The 20,412-nt window shown below is 67.4% G+C and carries 19 protein-coding genes; 10 read left to right on the forward strand and 9 right to left on the reverse strand.

From position 1 onward, the window contains the following. The first annotated feature begins 6 nt into the window (after nt 1–6). Entirely contained in the window at nt 7–903 is an 897-nt protein-coding gene (locus FIV34_RS20180; RefSeq protein ID WP_139985269.1) for an acyltransferase, read from the forward strand. 2 nt (nt 904–905) lie between these two features. On the opposite strand, the gene bla is transcribed toward FIV34_RS20180, so the two are convergent. From bla to FIV34_RS20195, 3 genes are all read right to left on the reverse strand, one after another. Beyond that, nucleotides 906–1,715 carry a subclass B3 metallo-beta-lactamase gene (gene bla, locus FIV34_RS20185; protein ID WP_139985270.1) on the reverse strand — a complete coding sequence of 270 codons (810 nt, stop codon included), beginning with the start codon at nt 1,713–1,715 and terminating at the stop codon, nt 906–908. Nucleotides 1,716–1,779: 64 nt separating this feature from the next. After that, the gene (locus tag FIV34_RS20190) at nt 1,780–2,865 is read right to left on the reverse strand and encodes a PepSY-associated TM helix domain-containing protein (RefSeq protein WP_139985271.1); all 1,086 of its coding nucleotides are present in this window, start codon (nt 2,863–2,865) and stop codon (nt 1,780–1,782) included. After that, nucleotides 2,865–5,081, reverse strand: coding sequence for a TonB-dependent receptor family protein (locus tag FIV34_RS20195; RefSeq protein WP_139985272.1), 2,217 nt, complete (start codon nt 5,079–5,081; stop codon nt 2,865–2,867). Before FIV34_RS20195 ends, FIV34_RS20190 begins: the two co-directional genes overlap by 1 nt. A gap of 138 nt (nt 5,082–5,219) precedes the next feature. On the opposite strand from FIV34_RS20195, the gene FIV34_RS20200 reads away from it, so the two are divergent. Then, the gene (locus tag FIV34_RS20200) at nt 5,220–6,191 is read left to right on the forward strand and encodes a GlxA family transcriptional regulator (protein ID WP_139985273.1); all 972 of its coding nucleotides are present in this window, start codon (nt 5,220–5,222) and stop codon (nt 6,189–6,191) included. Nucleotide 6,192: 1 nt separating this feature from the next. Here the strand turns inward: FIV34_RS20200 and FIV34_RS20205 are convergent, their stop codons facing one another. Continuing rightward, complete coding sequence (locus FIV34_RS20205; RefSeq protein WP_139985274.1) at nt 6,193–6,813, reverse strand: response regulator; 621 nt, start codon at nt 6,811–6,813, stop codon at nt 6,193–6,195. 80 nt (nt 6,814–6,893) lie between these two features. On the opposite strand from FIV34_RS20205, the gene FIV34_RS20210 reads away from it, so the two are divergent. Beyond that, nucleotides 6,894–7,709, forward strand: a complete 816-nt coding sequence (locus FIV34_RS20210; protein WP_139985276.1) for a DUF72 domain-containing protein — start codon at nt 6,894–6,896, stop codon at nt 7,707–7,709. A gap of 29 nt (nt 7,710–7,738) precedes the next feature. After that, the gene (locus tag FIV34_RS20215; protein ID WP_139985278.1) at nt 7,739–8,386 is read left to right on the forward strand and encodes a DUF6348 family protein; all 648 of its coding nucleotides are present in this window, start codon (nt 7,739–7,741) and stop codon (nt 8,384–8,386) included. Nucleotides 8,387–8,389: 3 nt separating this feature from the next. Here FIV34_RS20215 and FIV34_RS20220 read toward each other — a convergent pair whose 3' ends face one another. Then, nucleotides 8,390–9,139 (reverse strand): SDR family oxidoreductase, encoded by a 750-nt coding sequence (locus FIV34_RS20220; RefSeq protein ID WP_211352670.1) that lies wholly within the window; start codon nt 9,137–9,139, stop codon nt 8,390–8,392. A 66-nt stretch (nt 9,140–9,205) separates the two neighbouring features. Here FIV34_RS20220 and FIV34_RS20225 point away from each other — a divergent pair, with 66 nt between their 5' ends. Continuing rightward, nucleotides 9,206–10,108 (forward strand): LysR family transcriptional regulator, encoded by a 903-nt coding sequence (locus tag FIV34_RS20225; protein WP_139985282.1) that lies wholly within the window; start codon nt 9,206–9,208, stop codon nt 10,106–10,108. Here the strand turns inward: FIV34_RS20225 and FIV34_RS20230 are convergent, their stop codons facing one another. Continuing rightward, complete coding sequence (locus FIV34_RS20230; protein ID WP_139985284.1) at nt 10,109–10,543, reverse strand: putative toxin-antitoxin system toxin component, PIN family; 435 nt, start codon at nt 10,541–10,543, stop codon at nt 10,109–10,111. After that, nucleotides 10,540–11,547: an LLM class flavin-dependent oxidoreductase gene (locus FIV34_RS20235; RefSeq protein ID WP_139985287.1), complete on the reverse strand. Its 1,008-nt coding sequence runs from the start codon at nt 11,545–11,547 to the stop codon at nt 10,540–10,542. The genes FIV34_RS20230 and FIV34_RS20235 overlap by 4 nt, the downstream gene beginning before the upstream one ends. Nucleotides 11,548–11,733: 186 nt before the next feature. Here FIV34_RS20235 and FIV34_RS20240 point away from each other — a divergent pair, with 186 nt between their 5' ends. Both FIV34_RS20240 and FIV34_RS20245 read left to right on the forward strand, forming a co-directional pair. Then, nucleotides 11,734–12,144 carry a hypothetical protein gene (locus FIV34_RS20240; protein ID WP_139985289.1) on the forward strand — a complete coding sequence of 137 codons (411 nt, stop codon included), beginning with the start codon at nt 11,734–11,736 and terminating at the stop codon, nt 12,142–12,144. A gap of 133 nt (nt 12,145–12,277) precedes the next feature. Further along, a complete protein-coding gene (locus FIV34_RS20245; RefSeq protein WP_139985291.1) occupies nt 12,278–12,979 on the forward strand; it encodes a pirin family protein in 702 nt (233 codons plus the stop codon). Nucleotide 12,980: 1 nt separating this feature from the next. Here FIV34_RS20245 and FIV34_RS20250 read toward each other — a convergent pair whose 3' ends face one another. After that, entirely contained in the window at nt 12,981–14,909 is a 1,929-nt protein-coding gene (locus FIV34_RS20250) for an LTA synthase family protein (protein WP_139985293.1), read from the reverse strand. A 211-nt stretch (nt 14,910–15,120) separates the two neighbouring features. On the opposite strand from FIV34_RS20250, the gene mprF reads away from it, so the two are divergent. The 3 genes from mprF to FIV34_RS21070 all read left to right on the forward strand — a co-directional run bounded on the left by mprF (nt 15,121) and on the right by FIV34_RS21070 (nt 19,611). Further along, the gene (gene mprF, locus FIV34_RS20255; RefSeq protein ID WP_246058699.1) at nt 15,121–17,727 is read left to right on the forward strand and encodes a bifunctional lysylphosphatidylglycerol flippase/synthetase MprF; all 2,607 of its coding nucleotides are present in this window, start codon (nt 15,121–15,123) and stop codon (nt 17,725–17,727) included. After that, on the forward strand, nt 17,724–18,524 hold the full coding sequence (locus FIV34_RS20260; RefSeq protein WP_246058700.1) for a virulence factor: 801 nt from the start codon (nt 17,724–17,726) through the stop codon (nt 18,522–18,524). Before mprF ends, FIV34_RS20260 begins: the two co-directional genes overlap by 4 nt. 925 nt (nt 18,525–19,449) lie before the next feature. Then, nucleotides 19,450–19,611 carry a hypothetical protein gene (locus FIV34_RS21070; protein WP_170207670.1) on the forward strand — a complete coding sequence of 54 codons (162 nt, stop codon included), beginning with the start codon at nt 19,450–19,452 and terminating at the stop codon, nt 19,609–19,611. A 4-nt stretch (nt 19,612–19,615) separates the two neighbouring features. Here the strand turns inward: FIV34_RS21070 and FIV34_RS20265 are convergent, their stop codons facing one another. Then, nucleotides 19,616–20,386 (reverse strand): transporter, encoded by a 771-nt coding sequence (locus FIV34_RS20265; RefSeq protein ID WP_170207671.1) that lies wholly within the window; start codon nt 20,384–20,386, stop codon nt 19,616–19,618. Nucleotides 20,387–20,412 lie beyond the last annotated feature (26 nt).

The raw sequence follows: 20,412 nt of genomic DNA on the forward strand, positions 1-20,412 counted from the left end.
CCCTCCATGTTTGCCACGCTCCCCGTCTTCCTGCGCGTCACCCTCGCCTGCCTGTTCCTGCTGGGCAATACGGTGCTGCACGTGGTGCCGCTGTTGCTGCTGACGCTGGTGCGCATGGTGCTGCCGGTCCCCGCGCTGCGGCGTGGCGTGGGCAGCGCGTCGGTGTGGATTGCCGAAAGCTGGCTCAGCTTCAACGGCTGGCTGTGGGGCGCCTTTACCCGCACGCGCTGGACGGTGGAGGGCGTGGATCACCTCTCGCCGCGCGAGAACTACCTGGTGGTGTGCAATCACCAGAGCTGGATCGATATCCCGGCGCTGCAGAAGATCTTCAACCGGCGAATTCCGTTCATGCGCTTCTTCCTGAAGAGCCAGCTGATCTGGGTGCCGCTGCTGGGGCCCGCCTGGTGGGCGCTCGATTTCCCCTTCATGAAGCGCCATTCCCGCGAAGAACTCGAACGCCGCCCGGAGCTGCGCAGCACGGACCGTGATGCCACCCGCCGCGCCTGCGAGAAGTTCCGCCACGTGCCGGTGGCGATCATGAATTTCACCGAGGGCACGCGCTTCACGCCGGCCAAGCACGATGCGCAGGGCTCGCCGTACCGGCACCTGCTGCGCCCGAAGGCCGGCGGCGTCGCCTTCGTGGTGGATGCGATGGGTGATGCGATCCGCAACATGCTCGATGTCACCATCGTCTACCCCGATGGCGCCGGCAGCATGATGGACATGATCGCCGGGCGGATCCGCGAGATCCGCATCCACGTCCGCCAGCTCGCCATCCCGGAGGGCATGCGCGGCGATTACGAGAACGATACGGCCTTCCGCGAGCGCTTCCAGGCGTGGATCAACCAGCTGTGGACCGAGAAGGACGAGCGCATAGCGGCGATGCTGGCGAAGCCGGCCTAAGCCTATTTCGCCTCTTCCGCGAGCTTTTCCTTAAGGCGGTCGCGGCCGGCTTGCGCGTAGGTCTGGCAGGTCTGCCCTTCACCCTGTTCGGGATGCGGCGTCACCAGGATGTCGCACGGCAACGCCGCGACCCGATCGAATGTTTTCCAGTACGCCGCCACGTACGCCGGGTGATCGCTGTAGCGATACGTGCCCGACGAGAACGCGAACAGGCTGTCGGCGTAGGCGATGTGTTTGCACACGCTGCCCTCGCACGCATCCCACGTCCACGCGGTGCCGCCTGGCGTATGCCCGGGCGTGATGTGCGCGGTGAGTTTCAGCGGCCCCACCGTGACCACCGTGCCATCGACGATGTCGCCCTTCGCATCGATCGCCGGATACGAGTCCTTCGAATTCGCCACGTACTGCGGATCCGCAGGATCCTTGCCGCCCAGCTTCATCGCTTTCGCGCCGGCGGCGGTCGCGCGCACGGTGGCGTCACTGTCTTTCACCAGCTGGGCGATGGCGCCGGCGTGGTCGTGGTGCGCGTGCGAGTTGAGGATCAGCTTGATGTCCTCCACGCGAAAACCGAGCTGGCGGATGTTGGCTTCGATCAGCGGCGCGTTCTTCGTCCACGTGCCGTCGATCAGGATGTGGCCCTGCGGCGAGGTGATGAGGATGGCCGAAAGGCCCTTCGTACCCACCTGCCAGGTGTTGCCATAGATGACGTGCGGCGCCGCCGGCTCGCTCCACTCGGGCACCGGCGCGGTGGGCGGCTGGGCAAACGCGGGCAGGGCGGCGAGGCCGGCGAGCAGGGTCAGGGTGCGGCGCATGGCGAGGTTCCCGTTGGGCTGAAGGCGCAGGCTACGTCGCACTAAGGCCCTGCAAGGGGCCAAATTATGGCGACGCCGGTCTGCGTCGCCGGCGCGCACGCCAGAACAGGAAGCCGGTGACGAGCAGGAACATCGGCAGCAGGCCGGTGATGCAGGCGACGGTGCGCCAGACCAGCCCGCCCACGGCCGCCGAGTGGATCGGGAACAATGCATTGGCGAGGCGGCCGCCGGGGCCCAGTTTCGTGGCGTCCTCGCCACCGACCACGCGCGCGTCGTGGCCGTCGATGAACAGCGTGCTGCGGCCGGCCAGGTTCCATTCGCCCGCACGGCGGACGCGCATCACGATCGTCCCCGACTCCTTCGTCGGCAGCATGATCCGGGTGAGCTCGGCATCCGGTGCCGCGGCCTGCGCGGCGGCCAGGACCGCAGCCCAGTCGACCGGCCCGTCCAGCGCCGCGATCTTCGGCGGCTTCGCCGGGGCATGCTCGCCAAAGGCCGCGGCAAGCCCGTTACGCACGGCACCGCGATACGCCATGGTGGTGCCGGTGCCGATCATGACGATGAGCAAGGGCAGGGCGATGACGCCCACCGCGCGATGGAAGCTCGCCCAGCGCAGCACCGGCGGGTTCGCGTGCGGCTTCAGGTGTTTCAGCGCACGCGAGCGGCCCGGCCAGTACAGCCATGCGCCGGAGAAAAGCATGAACAGGCCGGTGCACGCGACGACACCGAGCACTGTCTCACCGACCTCGCCGGTGAGCAGGTGGGTATGCCAGTCGAGCAGCGTCAGCAGGCCATCGCCGCTCTTGTGGCGGGTGAGCAGGGGTTCGCCCGTGCTGGCATCGAAGTACATCCGGTCGCCGCCGCGAGCCTGCGCTTCCCACACGGGGAGTTCGGCATCGGGCAGCGCGAGGCTGCGCAGGCCCTTCGCCTGCGGGGAGGCCAGCACGGCCTCCAGTGAGTGCGCCTGGGTTGCCAGGTCGGGCAACGGCCGGGCCGCCAGTTCCGGGTGCCCCGCGACCAGCAGCGGCTGCTCCCATAGCAGGACGCTGCCGGACATCGTCACCAGCGCCAGCAGCACGCCAAGGGAAAGTCCCAGCCACAGGTGCAGGGTCTTCAGGGTGCTACGGAAACGGCGCGGGCGAGGGGTCATCAGAAATCCACGGAGGCCTGGACGAAATAGGTGCGCGGCATGCCGACATACAAACCATCGTTATTGTCGGTAGAACGCGTGAAGTAACGGCGGTCGAACAGGTTCTTGACGCCCACGCCCACGCGCAGGTTGGACAGCGACGGGCCGAACGCATACTCACCGCGCGCGTTCCACGTCGTCCAGCCCGGGATGTTGCCGAGGTCGCCATTGGCGGAAGGCTGGGTGACGTACACGGTGGGATTGGCCGGATCGAAGCTCGGCGAACCCGGCGAGTGCTGGCGCGACTGCGAGAACGCATCGAGGTTGAACGTCCACGCGGCCACGTTGTAACGCAGGCCGAGGTTGGCGGTGCGCCGCGAGTAGAACGGCAGGTCCTTGTCGGCGAACGAACCATGCTTGTAGATCGCGTGCGTATAGGTGGCCGTGCTCCACAGCGTGAAGCCCTGCAGCGCATCGGCAAACGCGCCGAGATCGACGTGCGCCGAGGTTTCCACGCCCTTGTGCGTGGTCGCGCCCAGGCTGGTCCAGCCTTCGTACGAATCCGGCACGTTGGGCAGCTTGCCTACCAGCTGCAGCTCGTGGTCGAAGTTGATCCGGAACAGGCTGACTTCACCGCCCCAGGCCCTGGTGTCGTAACGCGTGCCGACCTCGAACGTGCGCGCCAGCTCGGGTTCCAGGCCCTGGGCGAACTGGCCGGTGGAATCCTTCTGGCCGATCTGGAAGTACTGCAGCGAGCCAAACGAGGTTTCCGCGTTGGCGTAAAGCTTCCACGCCTCGCTCAGGTGGTACATGACATTGAGCGAGGGCAGCGGCTTGGAGTAATCCTCGCGGCGCGCGGTCGGGCCCTTCACGATGACGGTGCTGCTCGGGTGCGCTTCCCACTGGCTGCGGATGCGCTCGTAGCGCAGGCCCGGCGTGATCGTCCAGTTGCCCGCGTTGATCGTGTCGTCGATGTACACGGCGTGCGCTTCGTTGCTGCCGGTGTTGTCGCCGGAGAGCACATACGGGCCGTTGTACGGGTCACCGGTGAACGGCGTGTACCAGAGGTTCGAGGTGAACTTGTTGTTGCGGTCCGTGCGCTCGTGCATCGCTTCGTTGGTGTAGCGGTAGCCGACGCCGATTTCGTGCGTCACCTGGCCCCAGTCGAACAGCTGCGAATAGCGCGGCTCGATCGCGAACACATGGTAATTGCGCGGGTACGCGTTCAGCTGGTGGGTGTAGCTGCCGTTCGGGTTCTGCGTGATGGTTTCGATGTGGCTGCCGCGGAAGCTGTCCGAGTAGTACGACTGCACTTCGAAGGAACGACGATCTTCCACGTGGCTGTACTTCACCACGTAATCGGTGCGGCGGCCGTGGAAGTCGTCGTACGGGCGGCGCGACTGGAACGGGTCCGCGTTGTAATCGGCCTGGGTGAGGCCACCCGGCATGCCGGCCTGGCCGTCGTAGTGGTGGATGCTGCCGGTAAGCGTGTCTTCGCTGGTGATGGCGTACTTCGCCTTCAGCATCACGTCGTCGATGCTCTCGTTGTCCTCGTTCTCGCGATACCCCGGTCCATGCAGGCCGTTGTAGAGCAGGGCGAGGCCGAGGCCGTTCTGCGTCGTACCGCCAACGAACAGGTTGGTGTTGGTGCGGATGCCGCCGTGCTCGCTGCCCTGGAACTGCACGCCGGCGCTGCCGCCGAAGGTGTCCGGGATGTCACGGGTGACGAAGTTGATGATGCCGCCGACGTTCTGCGGCCCGTAACGCACCGAACCGCCGCCACGGACCACGTCCACTGCCTGCAGGTTGCCGAGGCCCACCGGGGCCATGGAGACCTGCGGCTGGCCGTACGGCGCCACCGCCAGCGGCACGCCGTCGAGCAGGATGGTGGAGCGCGGCGACAGGCGCGACGTCAGCCCGCGCACGCCCACGTTGAGCGACACATCGCTGCCGCCGGTGCCGTTGCTCTCCTGCACCTGCACGCCGGGGATCCGCCGCAGCGCATCGCGCAGGTTGGTCGCACCGGCCTCACGCAGTTCCTCGCGGCGGACGACGGTGCGCGCGCCCGGATGGTTCTGCAACGTGTTCTCCTGGGCATCGCCCAGCCAGTCGCCGACGACCTTCACGCCCTCGAGGTTGGTAGCCGACGGCGGCGGCACCGCCTCCTGGGCGGAGGCGGCAGGCGCGGCGAGGGCGCTGGCGAGCGCCAGGGCGAGGAGGGTGGGGCGAATCGACATCGAAAAGCAGCCTTGGGGAAAGGGGCGAAAGGCGCTAATCGTAAATACGACTGATTATCAGATCAAATACGTCATCAAAGACGGGCGTTTCCGTGGCTGGATTTGATAGTGAGCGTCGGAACGGGCCATACTCCACCCATGTCGAAGCCGCTCGTCCTTCTCATCGTCGCCCCGCCCGGGGTCCAGATGCTCGATGTCTCGGGCCCTGCGGACGTGTTTGCCGAAGCGAATCGGCAGGTGGGCCGCGAGGCGTACAAGGTGCTGACGGTGGGTACGGCGCCCCTGGCCGTGGCCGCGTCGTCGGGCATGCGCTTCCTGCCCGACCGCAGCACCCAGGACGACATCCCCGCGCTGGATACCCTGCTGGTCGCCGGCTCGCCGGACCTGGCTGGCGCCGCGACCGACCTGCATACGCTGGAATGGCTGCAGCGCCACGCGGGCCGCGCCCGCCGCTATGGCTCCATCTGCAGCGGCGCCCTGCTGTTCGCCCAGACCGGCCTGCTCGACGGCCGCCGGGTGACGACCCACTGGAAGGTGGCCGAGCTGCTCGGCCGGCGGCATCCCTCGCTCACCGTGGAGGCCGATGCCTTCGTCGTCCGCGACGGGCCGGTGTGCACGGCGGCGGGAGTCACCGCCGGGATGGACCTGGCGATTGCGCTGGTCGAGGAAGACCTCGGCCGCGACGTGGCCATGGCGGTGGCCGCCGAGCTGGTGGTGTTCTATCGCCGGCCCGGTGGGCAGATGCAGTTCAGCCGCCACGGCGAAGCGGCGCCCGCCGGTCGCGGCGCGCTGCAGGAGCTACAGCGCTACGTGGCCGCGCACCCTGGCGAGGACCACTCGGTGGGCGCATTGGCCGAGCGCGCCGGCATGAGTCCGCGCCACTTCGCCCGCGTCTTCCACCGCGAGGTGGGCATGACGCCGGCGGAGTTCGTGGAGTCGATGCGGGTGGAAGCGGCCCGTCGCTGGCTCGAAGACGGCCACGACACGCCCAAGCGCGTGGCGGCGAAACTCGGTTACGCCGACGCCAACGGTTTGCGCCGCGCCTTCATGCGCCGGCTGGGCGTGACGCCCGCGGACTACCGCAAGCGCTACGCGCACGCACGTACCTGAGCTAGAGCTCGATGATCCCGCGGCGCAGGGCGATGGCCACCGCGTGGGTACGGTCGTTCGCCTGCAGCTTGGCCAGGATGCTTTTCATGTGCGCCTTCACCGTTTCCTCGGCAATGCCGAGGATGCTGGCGACATCGCGGTTGGCGGCGCCGGTGGCCACGTGGGTGAGCACCTGGGTTTCCCGCGGCGTCAGCTCGTCGTCGTTGGCGTGGCCGGCGATGTCGTGGGCGATCTCATCGGGCACGCGGCGCTTGCCTTCCATGATCTGGGTGATCGTGGCCAGCATGTCCTTGCGCAGCTCGCTTTTCAGCAGGTAGCCCTGCGCGCCGGCGCGGAACGCCCGCAGCGCCTGCACGTCACCGCGGTACGTCGTGAGCACCAGGATGCGCGCATCCGGAAACTCCGCGCGGATGGCCTCGATGGCGGCGATGCCACCCATGCCGGGCATCTGCAGGTCCATCAGGGTGAGGTCCGGGCGCAGCGTGCGATAACGCGCCACCGCCTCTTCGCCCGTGCTCGCTTCGGCCACCAGCTCCAGGCCCGGCTGGCCTTCGAGCACGGCGGCGATGCCCTCGCGAAGCAGGGGATGGTCGTCGACGGTCATGATGCGGATGGGTGGCATGGCGCGGAGTATCGCCGATCTGCCACCGCCCGGCATGCAACGACATGCCCTCCACCCGGCCCCTGCGACCATCGGCCACCATGGCAACCCGGCGCACACCCCAGGGCACGATCCGCACCGGCATGGGCGGCTGGACCTTCGCGCCCTGGCGCGGCGTGTTCTACCCCGACGACCTCGTGCAGAAGCGCGAGCTCGAGTACGCGAGCCGGCAGGTCACGTCGATCGAGATCAACGGCACGTACTACCGCGCGCCCTCGCCCGAGGTGTACGCGCAGTGGGCGGCGACGGTGCCCCAGGGTTTTGTGTTCTCGGTGAAGGCGCCTCGGCATATCGTGCAGACGAAGCAGCTGGCATCCACGGGCGAGCGGGTGAACCGCTTCCTGGAGGGTGCCGCCGCGCTGGGCGATACGCTGGGGCCCGTGCTGTGGCAGTTCCTGCCCACGCGGGCCTTCGACCCCGACGACATCGCGGCCTTCCTCGATCTACTTCCCGAATCCGCGGGCGGTGTCACCCTGCGCCACGCGGTGGAAGTGCGTCACGAGAGCTTCCTTGATCCGCGCTGGGTGGCGCTCGCGCGCGAGCGCGGCGTGGCCACCGTCTACACTGATTCTCCTGATTACCCGAACCTCGCCGACCTCACCGGGCCCTTCGTCTACGCCCGGCTGATGCGCAGCCAGGCCCAGCGCAAGACGGGCTACACGGCGAAAGCGCTGGCGGACTGGGTGGCGCATGCGGCCACCTGGGCGGCCGGCGGTGACCCGGCCGGCCTGCCGCATGTCGACACGCCAAAGGCCAGGGGCAAGCCCAGGGATGTCTTCGTCTATTTCATCTCGGCGGCGAAGGAACGCAATCCCGCAGCCGCGATAGCGCTCGGCAAGCTCGCCGACGCTTCATAATCCACCCACTGATCCTGCGCGGAACCTCCATGGACCGACTTATCCAGAACCAACTGATGGACCTCTTTGGCGAGCACGGCGTCGGCCTTGAGCCCGACGAAGACTGGCTGCTTACCGAAGGCGACGATTTCCCGGCCATCCGTGGCATCTGGCACGAAGGCAAGGACGGTGGCATGGGCCGCCTCGACCTCGACATCGTGCTGGACGAAGAGCGCACGATTGAAGAGAGCTTTGGCGGCATCGGCGCGGGCAAGGCCGGCTGCCGCGATGCGCTGGACAGTTTCGCGCGCAACGATTTCCACGTGGTGCTCGCCGCCTGCTGGCATATCGTCAACAAGGACAAGCTCGCCGTGCGCGAACTGGTCGCCGGCACGCATCCGTTCACCGTCTACGTGGGCGACTTCACCCTGCGCGGGGAGGAAGACAAGCCGCTGGCGATTCCGGAGGACGCGCTCTCGGCGTTGCAGGCGGCGATCGCCACCGCGCCGCTCACCAACGACGTCCACTGGATCCGCGTGTTCTACGGCAACGTCGGCGACGGCACGACCCAGGTGGAAGTGCTGCTCGACAACGAGCCCTGGGCGGCCGGCCACAAGGCCATCGCCTCGGTGGAGTGGCCACAGCACGAGCGCTATTACAGCCTGCGTAACTTCATCGCGCTCGTGCCGGCCGACTAAGCCTCAGGCGATGGCGCCGCCACCGTCGACCAGGATGGTCGAGCCGGTGGTGAACGGCGTCGCCGCCGCATAGAGCACCGCGTTGGCGATGTCTTCGGCTTCGCCAACGCGTTTGGCCGGGAGTTTCGCGGCCACGGCCTTGAACAGCGCGTCGCGCTTCTCCTCGTCCATGCCATCCCACAGCGGCGTGCGGATCATGCCCGGGGACACGGCATTGACGCGCACCGGCGAGAACTCCAGCGCGGGCCCGCGCACCAGGCTTTCAAGCGCCGCGTTGATCGCGCCCTGCAGCACCGAGGTGGCGCTCGGGCGAACCGACAGGAAACCGCTGACCAGGGTGAGCGAACCGCCGTCCTGGATCCGGGCCGCGCGGGCCACCCGATAGGCACCCCAGAACTTGCTCTCCATCGCCTGGCGCGCATCGTCCAGCGCAAGGGCACGCACCGGGCCGGAAGGCGTCTGCGCCGCGGAGACCACCACGTGATGCCAGGCGCGGCTGCCGAGCAGGGCCTCCACGGCGGCGTTGTCGGCCGTATCCAGCTCGGCCCACTGGGCGCCATGGCCAATCTCCACCGCCGCGGCGGCGAGCTTGTCGCGCGAGCGGGAGGCGATGGTCACCTGGGCGCCAGCTTCGGCGAAGGCTTTGGCGGTGGCCAGGCCAATGCCTGAGCTGCCGCCGACGACGAGTACATCCTGGTTCGGGAACGAGAACATGGGGAACACCTCGACAAGCGTTGGAAGGACGGGGTTCACTATGATCCTTGCCCATCCGCCGACAAAGTGGGTATGCGCGGATGCACTCTTTCCCAGGAGCGAAGAATGATCGACAACCTGCTGGAACTGACCGTCTTCGCAAGAATCGTCTCCGCCGGCAGCCTGAGCGCCGCCGCCCGCGAACTGGACCTCTCGCTGGCCGTGGTCAGCAAGCGGCTCACCGCCCTGGAAACCCGGCTGGGCGTGCGCCTGCTGCAACGAACCACCCGGCGCCAGTCGCTGACCGACGAAGGCCACGCCTTCCACGAACGCTGTGTGCGGATCCTGGCCGAGGTGCAGGAAGCGGAGGCGGCCGTGTCCCGCACGCGGGACGTGGTGATGGGCCTGCTGCGGGTGACCGCGCCGCGCGGCTTCGGGCGTTCGCATATCGCGCCGCTGCTGGTCGCCTTCCGCGAACGCCATCCGGAACTCACGGTGCAGCTGCACCTCACCGATGCGGTGGTGAACATCGTCGACGACGGTTATGACCTGGCCATCCGCTTTGGCGAGCTGGCGGATTCCTCGCTGATCGCGCGGCGCATCGCACCGAGCTTTCGCGTGCTGTGCGCGGCACCTTCGTACCTCGCACGCCGCGGCCAGCCGGTGCAGCCTTCCGACCTGGCAAAGCACGACTGCGTGGTATTCGGCGAGCACCCGTCACGGGAATGGCATTTCCAGCGCGACGGCCAGGGCGTCTCGGTGCGGGTGAATCCCGCGTACCTCACCAACGATGGCGAAACCGCGCAGAGCCTGGCGCTCGCCGGCGCGGGCATCGTGCAGAAGTCCATCTGGGATGTCGGCGACGACCTCGGTGCCGGCCGCCTCGTGCGCGTGCTGCCGGGCTATGTCATCCCGGCCGCGCCACTGCATGCGGTGTATGCCAACGCGCAGCACCTTGCGCCCAAGGTGCGTCGCTTCGTGGCGTTCTGCGTCGAGGAACTCGGCAAGCAGTGGCGCTGGGGCGACTAGTCAGTCCGCGTCGCGGAACGCGGGCCATTCTTCCGGGCGCATGATCTCGAACAGGCCGTCGCGCTTCGTGCGTCGGCCCAGCCGCAATACTTCCGCATCGCGCGAGAACACGATGGACGCGCGCGACGACGCAGCCAGCTCGAGGAACTTCTGGTCGTCGGGATCCTTGCAGCGCGGCGGTGTTTTTTCGCATGCCGCGAGCGGCAGCACGTTGACCATGGCATCGAAACGCGACACCGCCTCGGCGCGGCGTGCCGCGTCCAGCTTCAGCGTCGGGTAGTCAAGGACGGCCAGCCATTCCGCGCGGCAATCCTCGCGCGTTACCGCTTCCACTTCGCCGCCCTCGATCGCCGCGAGCAACGCGGCGGCGCGGGGGTCGCCGAAGACGAAGGCGTCCAGGCACACGTTGGTGTCGAGGACCACCCGCAACGTCATGCAGCGGCGCTCGCAGCGAGCTTCGCGTGCTGTTCGGCCACCAGGGTGTACGAATGCTTGCGTGCCTCGTGGTCGAACACCTGCGCGGTGATGATCAGCTCATCGGCCTGGGTGCTCTCGACGAACGCGGCAAGGCCTTCGCGCACGGTATCCGGCGAACCGACCACGGCGCAGGACAGCGCATGGTCCACCTGGGCTTTCTCCATCGGCGTCCACACGCCCTCCATGCTGTTCACCGGCGGCGGCAGCTGGCCCGGCGCCCCGCGACGCAGGTTCCAGAAGGCCTGCTGCTGCGAGGTGAACAGGCGCTGCGCTTCCTGGTCGGTGTCGGCGGCAACCACGTTGATGCCGAGCATCGCGTAAGGCTTCGCCAGCGTCGCCGACGGGCGGAACATCGTGCGGTACACCTCGAGCGCCTTCATCATCAGGTCCGGCGCGAAGTGCGAGGCGAAGGCGAACGGCAGGCCAAGCTCGGCGGAGAGTCTGGCGCTGAACAGGCTGGAGCCGAGCAGCCACAACGGCACCTGGGTATCCATGCCCGGCACCGCGCGCACCGTCTGGCCTGGCTGCAGGGGGCCAAGATAGTGCTGCAGCTCCACCACGTCTTCCGGGAAGCGGTCGTCGCTCGAACCCAGCGCGCGGCGCAGGGCGCGCGCCGTGGCGTAATCCGTGCCCGGCGCGCGGCCAAGGCCCAGGTCGATGCGGCCCGGATACAGCGATGCCAGCGTGCCGAACTGTTCGGCGATCACCAGCGGCGCGTGGTTGGGCAACATGATGCCGCCGGAACCCACGCGGATGGTTTTCGTCGCCTCGGCGATGAAGCCGATGACCACCGCCGTCGCCGCGCTGGCGATGCCGGTCATGTTGTGGTGTTCAGCCAGCCAGTAGCGATGGAAGCCGAGTGCTTCGGCGTGGATCGCGAGGTCGCGCGAATGGCGCAGCGCCTCGCCGGACGTGGACCCGCGCGGCACCGGGGCGAGGTCGAGGACGGAAAACGGAATCATGGGGCAATCCTTGGGGTGCGTCGGGCACCGATCCTTTCCATATGGGCAGCGTTCGGCCAAAGGCAACCGTGTAGGGGAACGCCGGTATCGGGCGTAGGCGTGGACCCCGACATGCGGCCCGGGCATGGACCGCGCCGCGCGCGCCATGTTTCCCTGACCGCCGCCCACCATGGAAGGACACCCCCGATGAAACCCGTGCTCCCGCTCGTCGCTCTCGCCCTGGCGTCGCCTGCCGCCGTCGCTGGCCCCATGCAGGCCGATCGTTATTTCGCCTTGCGAACCGTTGGCGCGGCCGCCGACATCCCCGATTTCGTCGTGCGGATCAGCGAGACCGCGCGAGCCCGGGCATTCAGCCGTGCACTCAAGGACGGCCGGCCCATGCGCCTGGCCAGTCGCATCGTGCAACGGCCGGCGGCGTGGAACGCGGCGTGGCCGTTCTACACGGAGCGCCACGCCCTGATCCCGCTCGACCGGCTGGTCTCGCGCTGCCCTTCGCACACGCCGGCGACGCAGGCGGCGCGCGTCCAGGGCCACGCGCGGCTGCAGGGCAGCGCGTGGTGCCCGGCGGTCGTCGTCGTTCGCGAAATCAGACCTTAGGCGCCCGTGCTGCGTTCGGTGATTCCCTCGGGAAACGATCCGTTCGGCCCATCGATGCTCCGCAACCCCGGTGTGAGGCGGAAAATACGCCCATCCACTCAACCAGTCCGGTTCACACCGGGGGAGCATGACCATGATCGACATCCGCCGCTTCAACACCCTTGGCGGGGCCAACCACGGCTGGCTCGATGCGAAGCATCATTTCTCCTTCGCCTCGTACCACGATCCGAAGCGGATGGGCTGGGGTGCGCTGCGCGTCTGGAACGACGACACCATCGCCGCTGGTACCGGCTTCCCGCCGCACCCGCACTCGGACATGGAGATCATCACCTACGTCCGCGAAGGCGCCATCACCCATGAAGACAGCCTGGGCAACAAGGGCCGTACCGAAGCGGGCGACGTGCAGGTGATGAGCGCGGGCACCGGTATCCGCCACGCCGAGTACAACGCCGAGCCCGATGCCACCCGGATCTTCCAGATCTGGATCATCCCGGATGGCGAGCGCAAGGCGCCGTCGTGGGGCACCCGCCCGTTCCCGAAGGGCGAGCGCTCGGGCCGCTTCGTGACGCTGGCCAGCGGCATCGCCGGTGACGACGACGCGCTGCCCATCCGTACGGATGCCCGAGTGCTGGGTGCCAGCCTGAAGGCCGGCGAGACGGCCGAGTACGCGCTGGGCCAGGGCCGCCACGCCTACATGGTGCCGGCTGCCGGCGCCGTGGAGATCAACGGCCAGGCCCTCGGCAAGGGCGATGGCGCTGCCATCCGCGATGAGAGCGTGCTGCGCATCACCGCGAAGGAAGACGCCGAGCTCGTCCTCGTCGACAGCGCCGCGTAACTTACTTGCGCTTCATCAGGCCGTTGGTGAACAGGTACGCCGCGGTCTGGTAGTAAGTGATCGCGTCCTTCGCGTTCTGCTCGTTGGTCTGGGCCACCGGTGCTGCGTCGCCGGTGGCCTCTTCGGGCACCATTTCCTTCACCGGCTGGCGCGGCACCAGCGAGGCCAGCTGGCCCCCGTGCAGGTAGCCCAGTTCCTGGTACGTGCTGAGGAACGCGCGCTCGCGCCCCGGCTCCAGCTTGAACAGGTCGTACCCATAGAAGCGCGACGTGTAGCTGAAATTGAGCATGCCCAGCAGCGTCGGCGGGATATCGATCTGGCTCATCAGGCGATCGATGCGGCCCGGCGCCACGTGCTTGGGCGAATAGATGTAAAGCGGGATGTGGTAGCGGTCCACCGGCAGGCTGGTCTTGCCCGCGCTGGTCGCGCAATGGTCGGCGGTGATCACGAAAATCGTGTCGTCGAACCACGGCTTGGTCGCCGCGCGCTTGAGGAAGTCGGCGATCGCCCAGTCCGTGTACTGCACGGCGGCACGGCGCGAACCCTGCGGCAGCGACACGCGGCCGGCGGGGAAGGTAAACGGCCGGTGGTTCGACGTGGTCATGACATGGCCGAAGTACGGCTTGCCCTTCGCGTACGCATCGTCCATGCGCTTCATCACCAGCGTGAACAGGTCTTCGTCGGCCACGCCCCACACGTTCTCCGCGTGGATGTCCTTCTTGTCGGTGATGGCGTTGCGATCCACGGCGTCGTAGCCGTTGTTCGCGAAGAAGTAGTTCATGTTGTCGAAGTAGCCGTAGCCACCGTAGACGAACTCGGATTTGTAACCTTTCTCGTTGAACACGTCGGCGAGCGACCAGAGGTGCTCATTGCCCGGTCGCTTGACGATCGACTCGCCCGGCGTCGGCGGCACGGAGAGCGACAGCGCTTCCAGGCCGCGCACCGTGCGCGTGCCATTGGCGTAGAGCTCGGTGAAGAACAGGCTCTTCGACGCCAGGGCGTCGAGGTTCGGCATCAAATGCTTGTGCTTGCTGACCGACAGGCCTTCGACGTAGTCACCCGACAGGCTCTCCACGCTGATCAGCACGATGTTGAGCTTCTTCTCCGGGCCCGTGTTCTCGATGCGCCGGGTGATGTCCATCGGGTCGTCGCTGGTGAACGTCGACTCCGGGGTCTTCAGCAGCGTGCGCAGCTCGCCGAAGGCTTCGGCCTTGGGCAGCGACGGGTAGTACTTGGCGTAATCCAGTTCGTTGTCGCGGAACGCGGCGAAGAACTGGTAGGTACCGTCGCCGGCCAGTTCGTTCATGTACTGGTTGCGCTGGCCGTCCTTCATCGACGCATCCACGCCGAAGCTCACCGCCACCGTGGCCAGCAGCCACACGCCGACCACCGCCGAGCGGCCACCGAAGCGGGAACCATCGTCGCCCAGGGTCAGCTTGCGGCGGCTCAGCCAGACGATGCCCACGGCAAGCAGCGCGATCATCGCGATCCACGTGCCGATCGGGTACGACTCACGGATATTGCCGACCACCTCGTGGGTGTAGACCAGGTAATCCACGGCAATGAAGTTGAAGCGGGCGCTGAACTCGCCCCAGAAGACCAGCTCCGACACGGCGATGAACAGCGTGGCGAAGGCCAGCAGCCAGGCAAAGCCCAGGAAGATCCGCCGGCCCCAACGGGACATGGCCGCCCGCCGCGGCAGCAGCCACAGCACCAGCAGCATGGGCCAGCCCATGTAAATGAAGGTGACCAGGTCGTAGCCCAGGCCCACGCCGAAGACGTAAAGCCATGCGCCCACGGAGTGGGGCACGTCCTTGCCGGTCTTGATCAGCAGGATGAGCCGGACCAGGAAGGCCACGGCCACGAACAGGACGCCGAACCAGGCCAGGGGCCGGAAGCGCTGGCGCAGCGCCGGGGAAACAGGATGCATGGTGCCTCGTGACGGGACGGGTTGGCAGCATGGCCGACCTTGTCACGCCAGCGTAAAAAGGCCGCCTTACAAGTTGCTTTCCCCAACCTTAGCGCAAGCTTTCACGAGCCTGGGCACGTTCCCGGCCGAAAGCAAAAAGCTTGCCCTGCCGCCCCGGCGCACGTTGTGGCACCCTACACGACCTTACGAGCCAAAGTGGAGCCGCGGCACCGTGGAGCACGAATCAAGCACGGAGCTGTCGCCGAACCCGCCCCTGGTCAAGCGTGCCCTGTACGCCACCCTGTTGCGCAGGGTCGGCGGCCCGCTGCTGTCCGTCGTCCTGCTCTGCCTCGCCCTGTGGGCGTTGCACGCCATGGCCAGCGAGGTCACGTACCGGCAGATCGGCAGCTACGTGCACGGCCTGCCCAATGCGGATATCGGCCTGGCCGTGCTGCTGACCGGGGCCGGCTACGCGGTGATGACCCTGTACGACTGGTTCGGCCTGGCCAGCGTGGGCAAGCGCCTGCCCGCGAAGCGCGTCGGGCTGATCTCCTTCATCAGCTACGCGTTCTCCAATGCGCTGGGCATGTCGCTGCTCGTTTCCGGCTCGATCCGCTACCGCTTCTACGTGCAGGCCGGGCTGACCACGGGCGAAATCGCCCGCGTCGTGCTCTACACCACGCTGAGCTTCTGGCTGGGCCTCGCCGCGCTCACCGGCGTCACCTTGCTGGTGGTGCCGATCCCGCCGGAGGTGCCGCTCTCCAACCTGCGCATCCCGCTGGCGATCCTGCTGACGGCCGTGCCGCTGGCCTGGTTTGCCGTGGCGGTGTTCGTGCGCCGGCCGATCCAGGTCTGGCGCTGGGCGATCAGCTCGCCTACGCCCACCGTGGCCGCGCGGCAGATCCTGATCGGCGCGCTGGACTGGGGCCTCGCCGCCGGCGTGCTCTACGTGCTGATGCCGGAAGCCATCGTCGGTGGCTTTGGGCATTTCCTCGCCATCTTCGTCATCGCGCAGATGGCCGGCCTGATCAGCCACGTGCCCGGTGGCCTGGGCGTGTTCGAGGCGGTGATGCTGGCCGGCTTCGGCGCCACGGGCAACCACGGCCTCGAGGCACCGATCCTCGGTTCGCTGGCGGTCTACCGCGCGGTGTACTACCTGCTGCCGCTGTGCGCCGCCACGCTGATGATCATCGTCCGCGAGGTACGTGCGCTGCGCCATGCCGCGCTGATCACCCCGTGGTTCGCGAGCCTGCTGCCGCCGTTCTTCGCCGGCCTCACCCTGGTCTGCGGTGCCGTGCTGCTGTTCTCCGGCGCCACCCTGGCGATTCCGGGCCGCATGGAGATCCTGCGCGGCTTCGTCCCGCTGCCGCTGGTCGAGGTCTCGCATTTCCTGAGCAGCGTGGTCGGCATGCTGCTGCTCATCCTGGCCCGTGGCCTGCAGCGCCGCCTGGATGCCGCGTACTGGCTGTCGCTGGTGCTGCTGGTGCTCGGTGCCGTGCTGTCGCTGCTCAAGGGCATCGACTACGAAGAAGCCACCCTGTTGACCCTGCTGGCACTGGCCCTTGCGCCGGCGCACCGGCACTTCCACCGCCGGGCCTCGCTGTTCCGCGCGACGTTCTCGCCGGGCTGGGTGCTGGCGATCGCCGCCGTGTTCGCCTGCGCGACGTGGCTGGTGTTCTTCAGCTTCAAGCACGTCGAATACAGCAACAACCTGTGGTGGGAATTCAGCTTCCACCACGGCGGCGCGCCCCGTGCCTTGCGCGCGCTGGTGGGTGCCGCGGCCGTGGTGATGCTGTTCGCGCTGGCCAACCTCATCCGTCCTGCCCGGCCACGCCGTGCGCGTCCGGATGATGTCGAGCTGGCCCGCGCCATGCCGCTGCTGAAGCAGTTCAGTTCGGCCCAGGCCCACCTGGCCCTCGTTGCCGACAAGACGCTGATGTTCGCGCCGGACGACCGCGCCTTCATCATGTACGACATCGAGGGCCGCAGCTGGGTGGCCATGGGCGACCCCGTCGGCGAGGACGAAGACGCCCGCCGCGAGCTGGTCTGGAGCTTCCGCGAGGAATGCGAGCGCGCCGGCGGCTGGCCGCTGTTCTACCAGGTGCGCCCGGAAGACCTCGACCTGTACCTGGAAGTGGGCATGAACCTGCTGAAGATCGGCGAGGAAGCCCGGGTGCGGCTGGAGACGTTCAACCTGGACGGCAAGTCGAAGAAGACCCTGCGTGGCACGGTGAACAAGCTCGCCCGCGACGGCCTGCGCCTGGAGATCATCCCGATCGAAAACGTGCCGGCCATCCTGCCAAGGCTTAAACTGATCTCCGATGCATGGATGCGCGACAAGAAGGTTCGCGAGAAGCGTTTCTCGCTGGGCCTGTGGGATGAGCGCTACCTCTCACGCACACCCATGGCGGTGATCTGGCAGGGCGAAGAGCCCGTCGCCTTCGCCAACATGTTCCTCACCGAGTCGAAGGAGGAGGCCTCCGTCGACCTGATGCGCCACCTGCCTGAAGGTCCCGCTGGCATCATGGATTTCCTGTTCATCGAGCTGATGACGTGGGCGAAAGCCAACGGCTATCGCTGGTTCAACCTTGGCATGGCGCCGCTGTCGGGCCTGCAGAACCGCCGTACCGCGCCCCTGTGGAGCCGCTTCGGCGCCATGGTCTTCGGCCGCGGCGAGCGCTTCTACAACTTCCGTGGCCTGCACCGTTACAAGGACAAGTTCGACCCCGAGTGGGAGCCGCGCTACATCGCCGTGCCCGGCGGCATCGCCCTGCCGCTGGCGCTGGCCAATGTCGCGACGCTGATTTCCGGCGGCCTGGGCGGGGTAGTGCGCCGGTGAGGAAGATCGTCCGCAACACCCTCCTTGCCATCGTCGTGCTGCTTGCCGGCTTCTTCCTCGCCTGGCATCCGTGGACCCGGGCCTCGCTGGAAAGCGCCACCGTGGAGCTGCCCGCCCTGAAGGCACCGCCCACCGGTGAGGAAGACCTCATGGTGGTGATCTACTCCGGCGACGGCGGCTGGTGGGATCTCGACCAGCGCCTGGGTGCCGTCTTCACCCAGCGCGGGATTCCCGTGGCCGGGCTGAGCACGTTCAAGTACTTCTGGCGCTACCGCGCGCCGGAGGAATCCGCCCGCGATCTCGACCGCCTGCTGGACAAGTACACCCGCCAGTGGGGCAAGACCCGGATCCTGCTGGTCGGTTACTCGTTCGGCGCCGACGTGCTGCCTACCCTGGTGGGCAAGCTGAGGCCGGATAACCGCAACCGGCTCGCCCAGCTGGTGCTGCTGTCGGCCAGCCGCGACGTGAACTTCGAGATCGAACTGGAGGGCTACATGCACCAGGGCTGGTGGACGACTCACACCCACGACCTGCTGCAGTGGCTGAATCCGGTGGTCCACTCCGACGCGATGCCGCCGATCGCCGCCTTGGGCGGCAAGCCGCCGATGGCCTGCTACTACGGGGCCGAGGATGCCGACGACAGCGGCTGCACGGATCCCCACCTGCCGGCCTTCGTCACGGTGTTCAAAAAGCCGGGCTCCCATCACTTTGATGAAGACTACGAAAAGCTCGCCACCGAGCTGATTTCGCGCATGCCGCCGCGGCCCTTGGCGCCCAAGGTCTCCACGCCGCCTTAACGCGGCGACAGCGGTTCCACGCCGCGATTCCTGTCACTGAAGCTTCACGGGCGTGACACCCAAATTTACGTCTTCTGCGACCAGTCTGGCCCTCCGGGCGGGATACGCAGGAGACGTTTATGCAAAGAGAACCGGGAAAACGCGATTACGGCACGTCCGACAGCGCCGCACTCCGCTCGCTCGCGAGCCGCGGTGTCCCCGTGCCTCCCCAGGTCAACCCGGCACCGCGCCAGACGACACGGCCGACCACGCGCCAGCAACCTGAGCGTCCGCGCCGCCCGTCGAACACGCCAGCCTGAACGGCAGGCCAGTGACAACACGGCCGATGGTCGTTCGAGCCTAATTTTAAGAATCCTCCTATATCCCCGGCGGAGCGCCGTAAGTAAGACTTACGGCACCGTCGATGACCGATCCGACGGCAGGATGCCGTCCGTCCCTAGCGCCAGGATCGATCCCCCCTTCATCGACGATAACGCCGCGCCGGTCATACCGGGCCGTGTTTCCGGTGGCATGCCACCAGACCCAGGGACGGTCACCATGGCCCTCCGCGTGAGCGCGAGGGCCATGTCTTACACGTGATGAGGCTCCCTAGCCGATGGGAGGAGCCGCACACCTTTCGCGCCGAGCGGGGCATCGGAGTCGGGAGCGGGAAGGCCCTTGGGGCCGACATAAGCGGAGGGCCGCCGAACGCAACGATGTTCGCGGTGAGGGTCCTACGGCCCGGTCCGCAGGTCCGCGTCTGGCGGCCCCAAGGGCCTGACCACCCGCAGCTTCCTCAACCTATCGAGAGTGAGGCGGCGAAGCCGCGTGAGACACGCATTCGCCCTGCGAATGAACATGTTCTATTGCCTGGTCCCCGATATTCCGCGATAAATCTTTTTCTTGTTGTTGTCTGCAAGGCAATGCCGTCAAACAGGATCAGATCATGGGCTGTCTTCCACTTCCGATTTTCCTGCTGCTCGGCTGTGGCATCGGCTGGCTGGCCGGCGAGAAGTCGGGCGCGGTGTATGGGGCCGTGATCGGCCTGGTCGTGGGGCTGGTGCTTACCGGGCTGCTGTTTCGCGCGATGCGGCGCGGGAATCGCTGAGCGACTACTTCGCGTGGCCGAGGAACACCGAGACGCCGAGGCCGGCGATGACGGACGGGCCGTGGCTGCCGATGCGATGGAGCGCGTATGCGTCGAGCTGCATATGGTCGCCGATGCTGTAGGCCACGCCGCCACCGGCCTGTAGTTCGTTGCCGTCGTCGGCATCGTGGATCGCGTCGGCTTCGAGGTAAGCCATCCAGTTCTCGCCGAGCTTGCGGCCGAACGTCGGCGCCAGCGTCCAGGTGTTCTTGCCCTTGATTCGGTCGACGTTGGCGAACAACGTGTTCTGCTGCTGGTCGCTGGGTTTCCACTGCATCGTGGTGCCGAGGGTGTACTGCTTCGCGCCGTTACCGAAGTCCTCGTCGCCGTTGGCGAAGGTGACCTGGCCCAGCGCTGCCCAGCTGAAGGCACCGTCGGCGTTGTTTCCGGCGGGCGCGTATTTCATCGCGAGGCTGGTATCGCCGTGGCCCACGGCGTGGCGGCGTGATCCGTCGCCGCGTTCTTCCAGGCGGTTCCACGCGGAGCCGCCCACCTGCAACTCCACCGGGCCGCCGGTGCCGATGCGAATCAGGCTGTCGGCGGTATAGGTGCGGTCGAGGAAGCCGTCGGCGCGCTGGCGCTCATAGCTCGGCAGGCCCTGTTCCAGCGCGACCGTGCCCACCGGCAGCACGCTGGTGGCAAAGCCGGCGCCGGGACGGTCGAAGTCCGGCGGATCGGCAAGGGCGACGGCGGGCGCAAGGAAAGCAGCGAGGGCGAGGGCAGGGCGCAGGTTCATGCGCCGCATTCTGAAGGATGCCCCCG

Origin of the sequence: Luteibacter pinisoli, assembly GCF_006385595.1 — a bacterium.
GTDB classification, from domain to species: Bacteria; Pseudomonadota; Gammaproteobacteria; order Xanthomonadales; family Rhodanobacteraceae; genus Luteibacter; species Luteibacter pinisoli.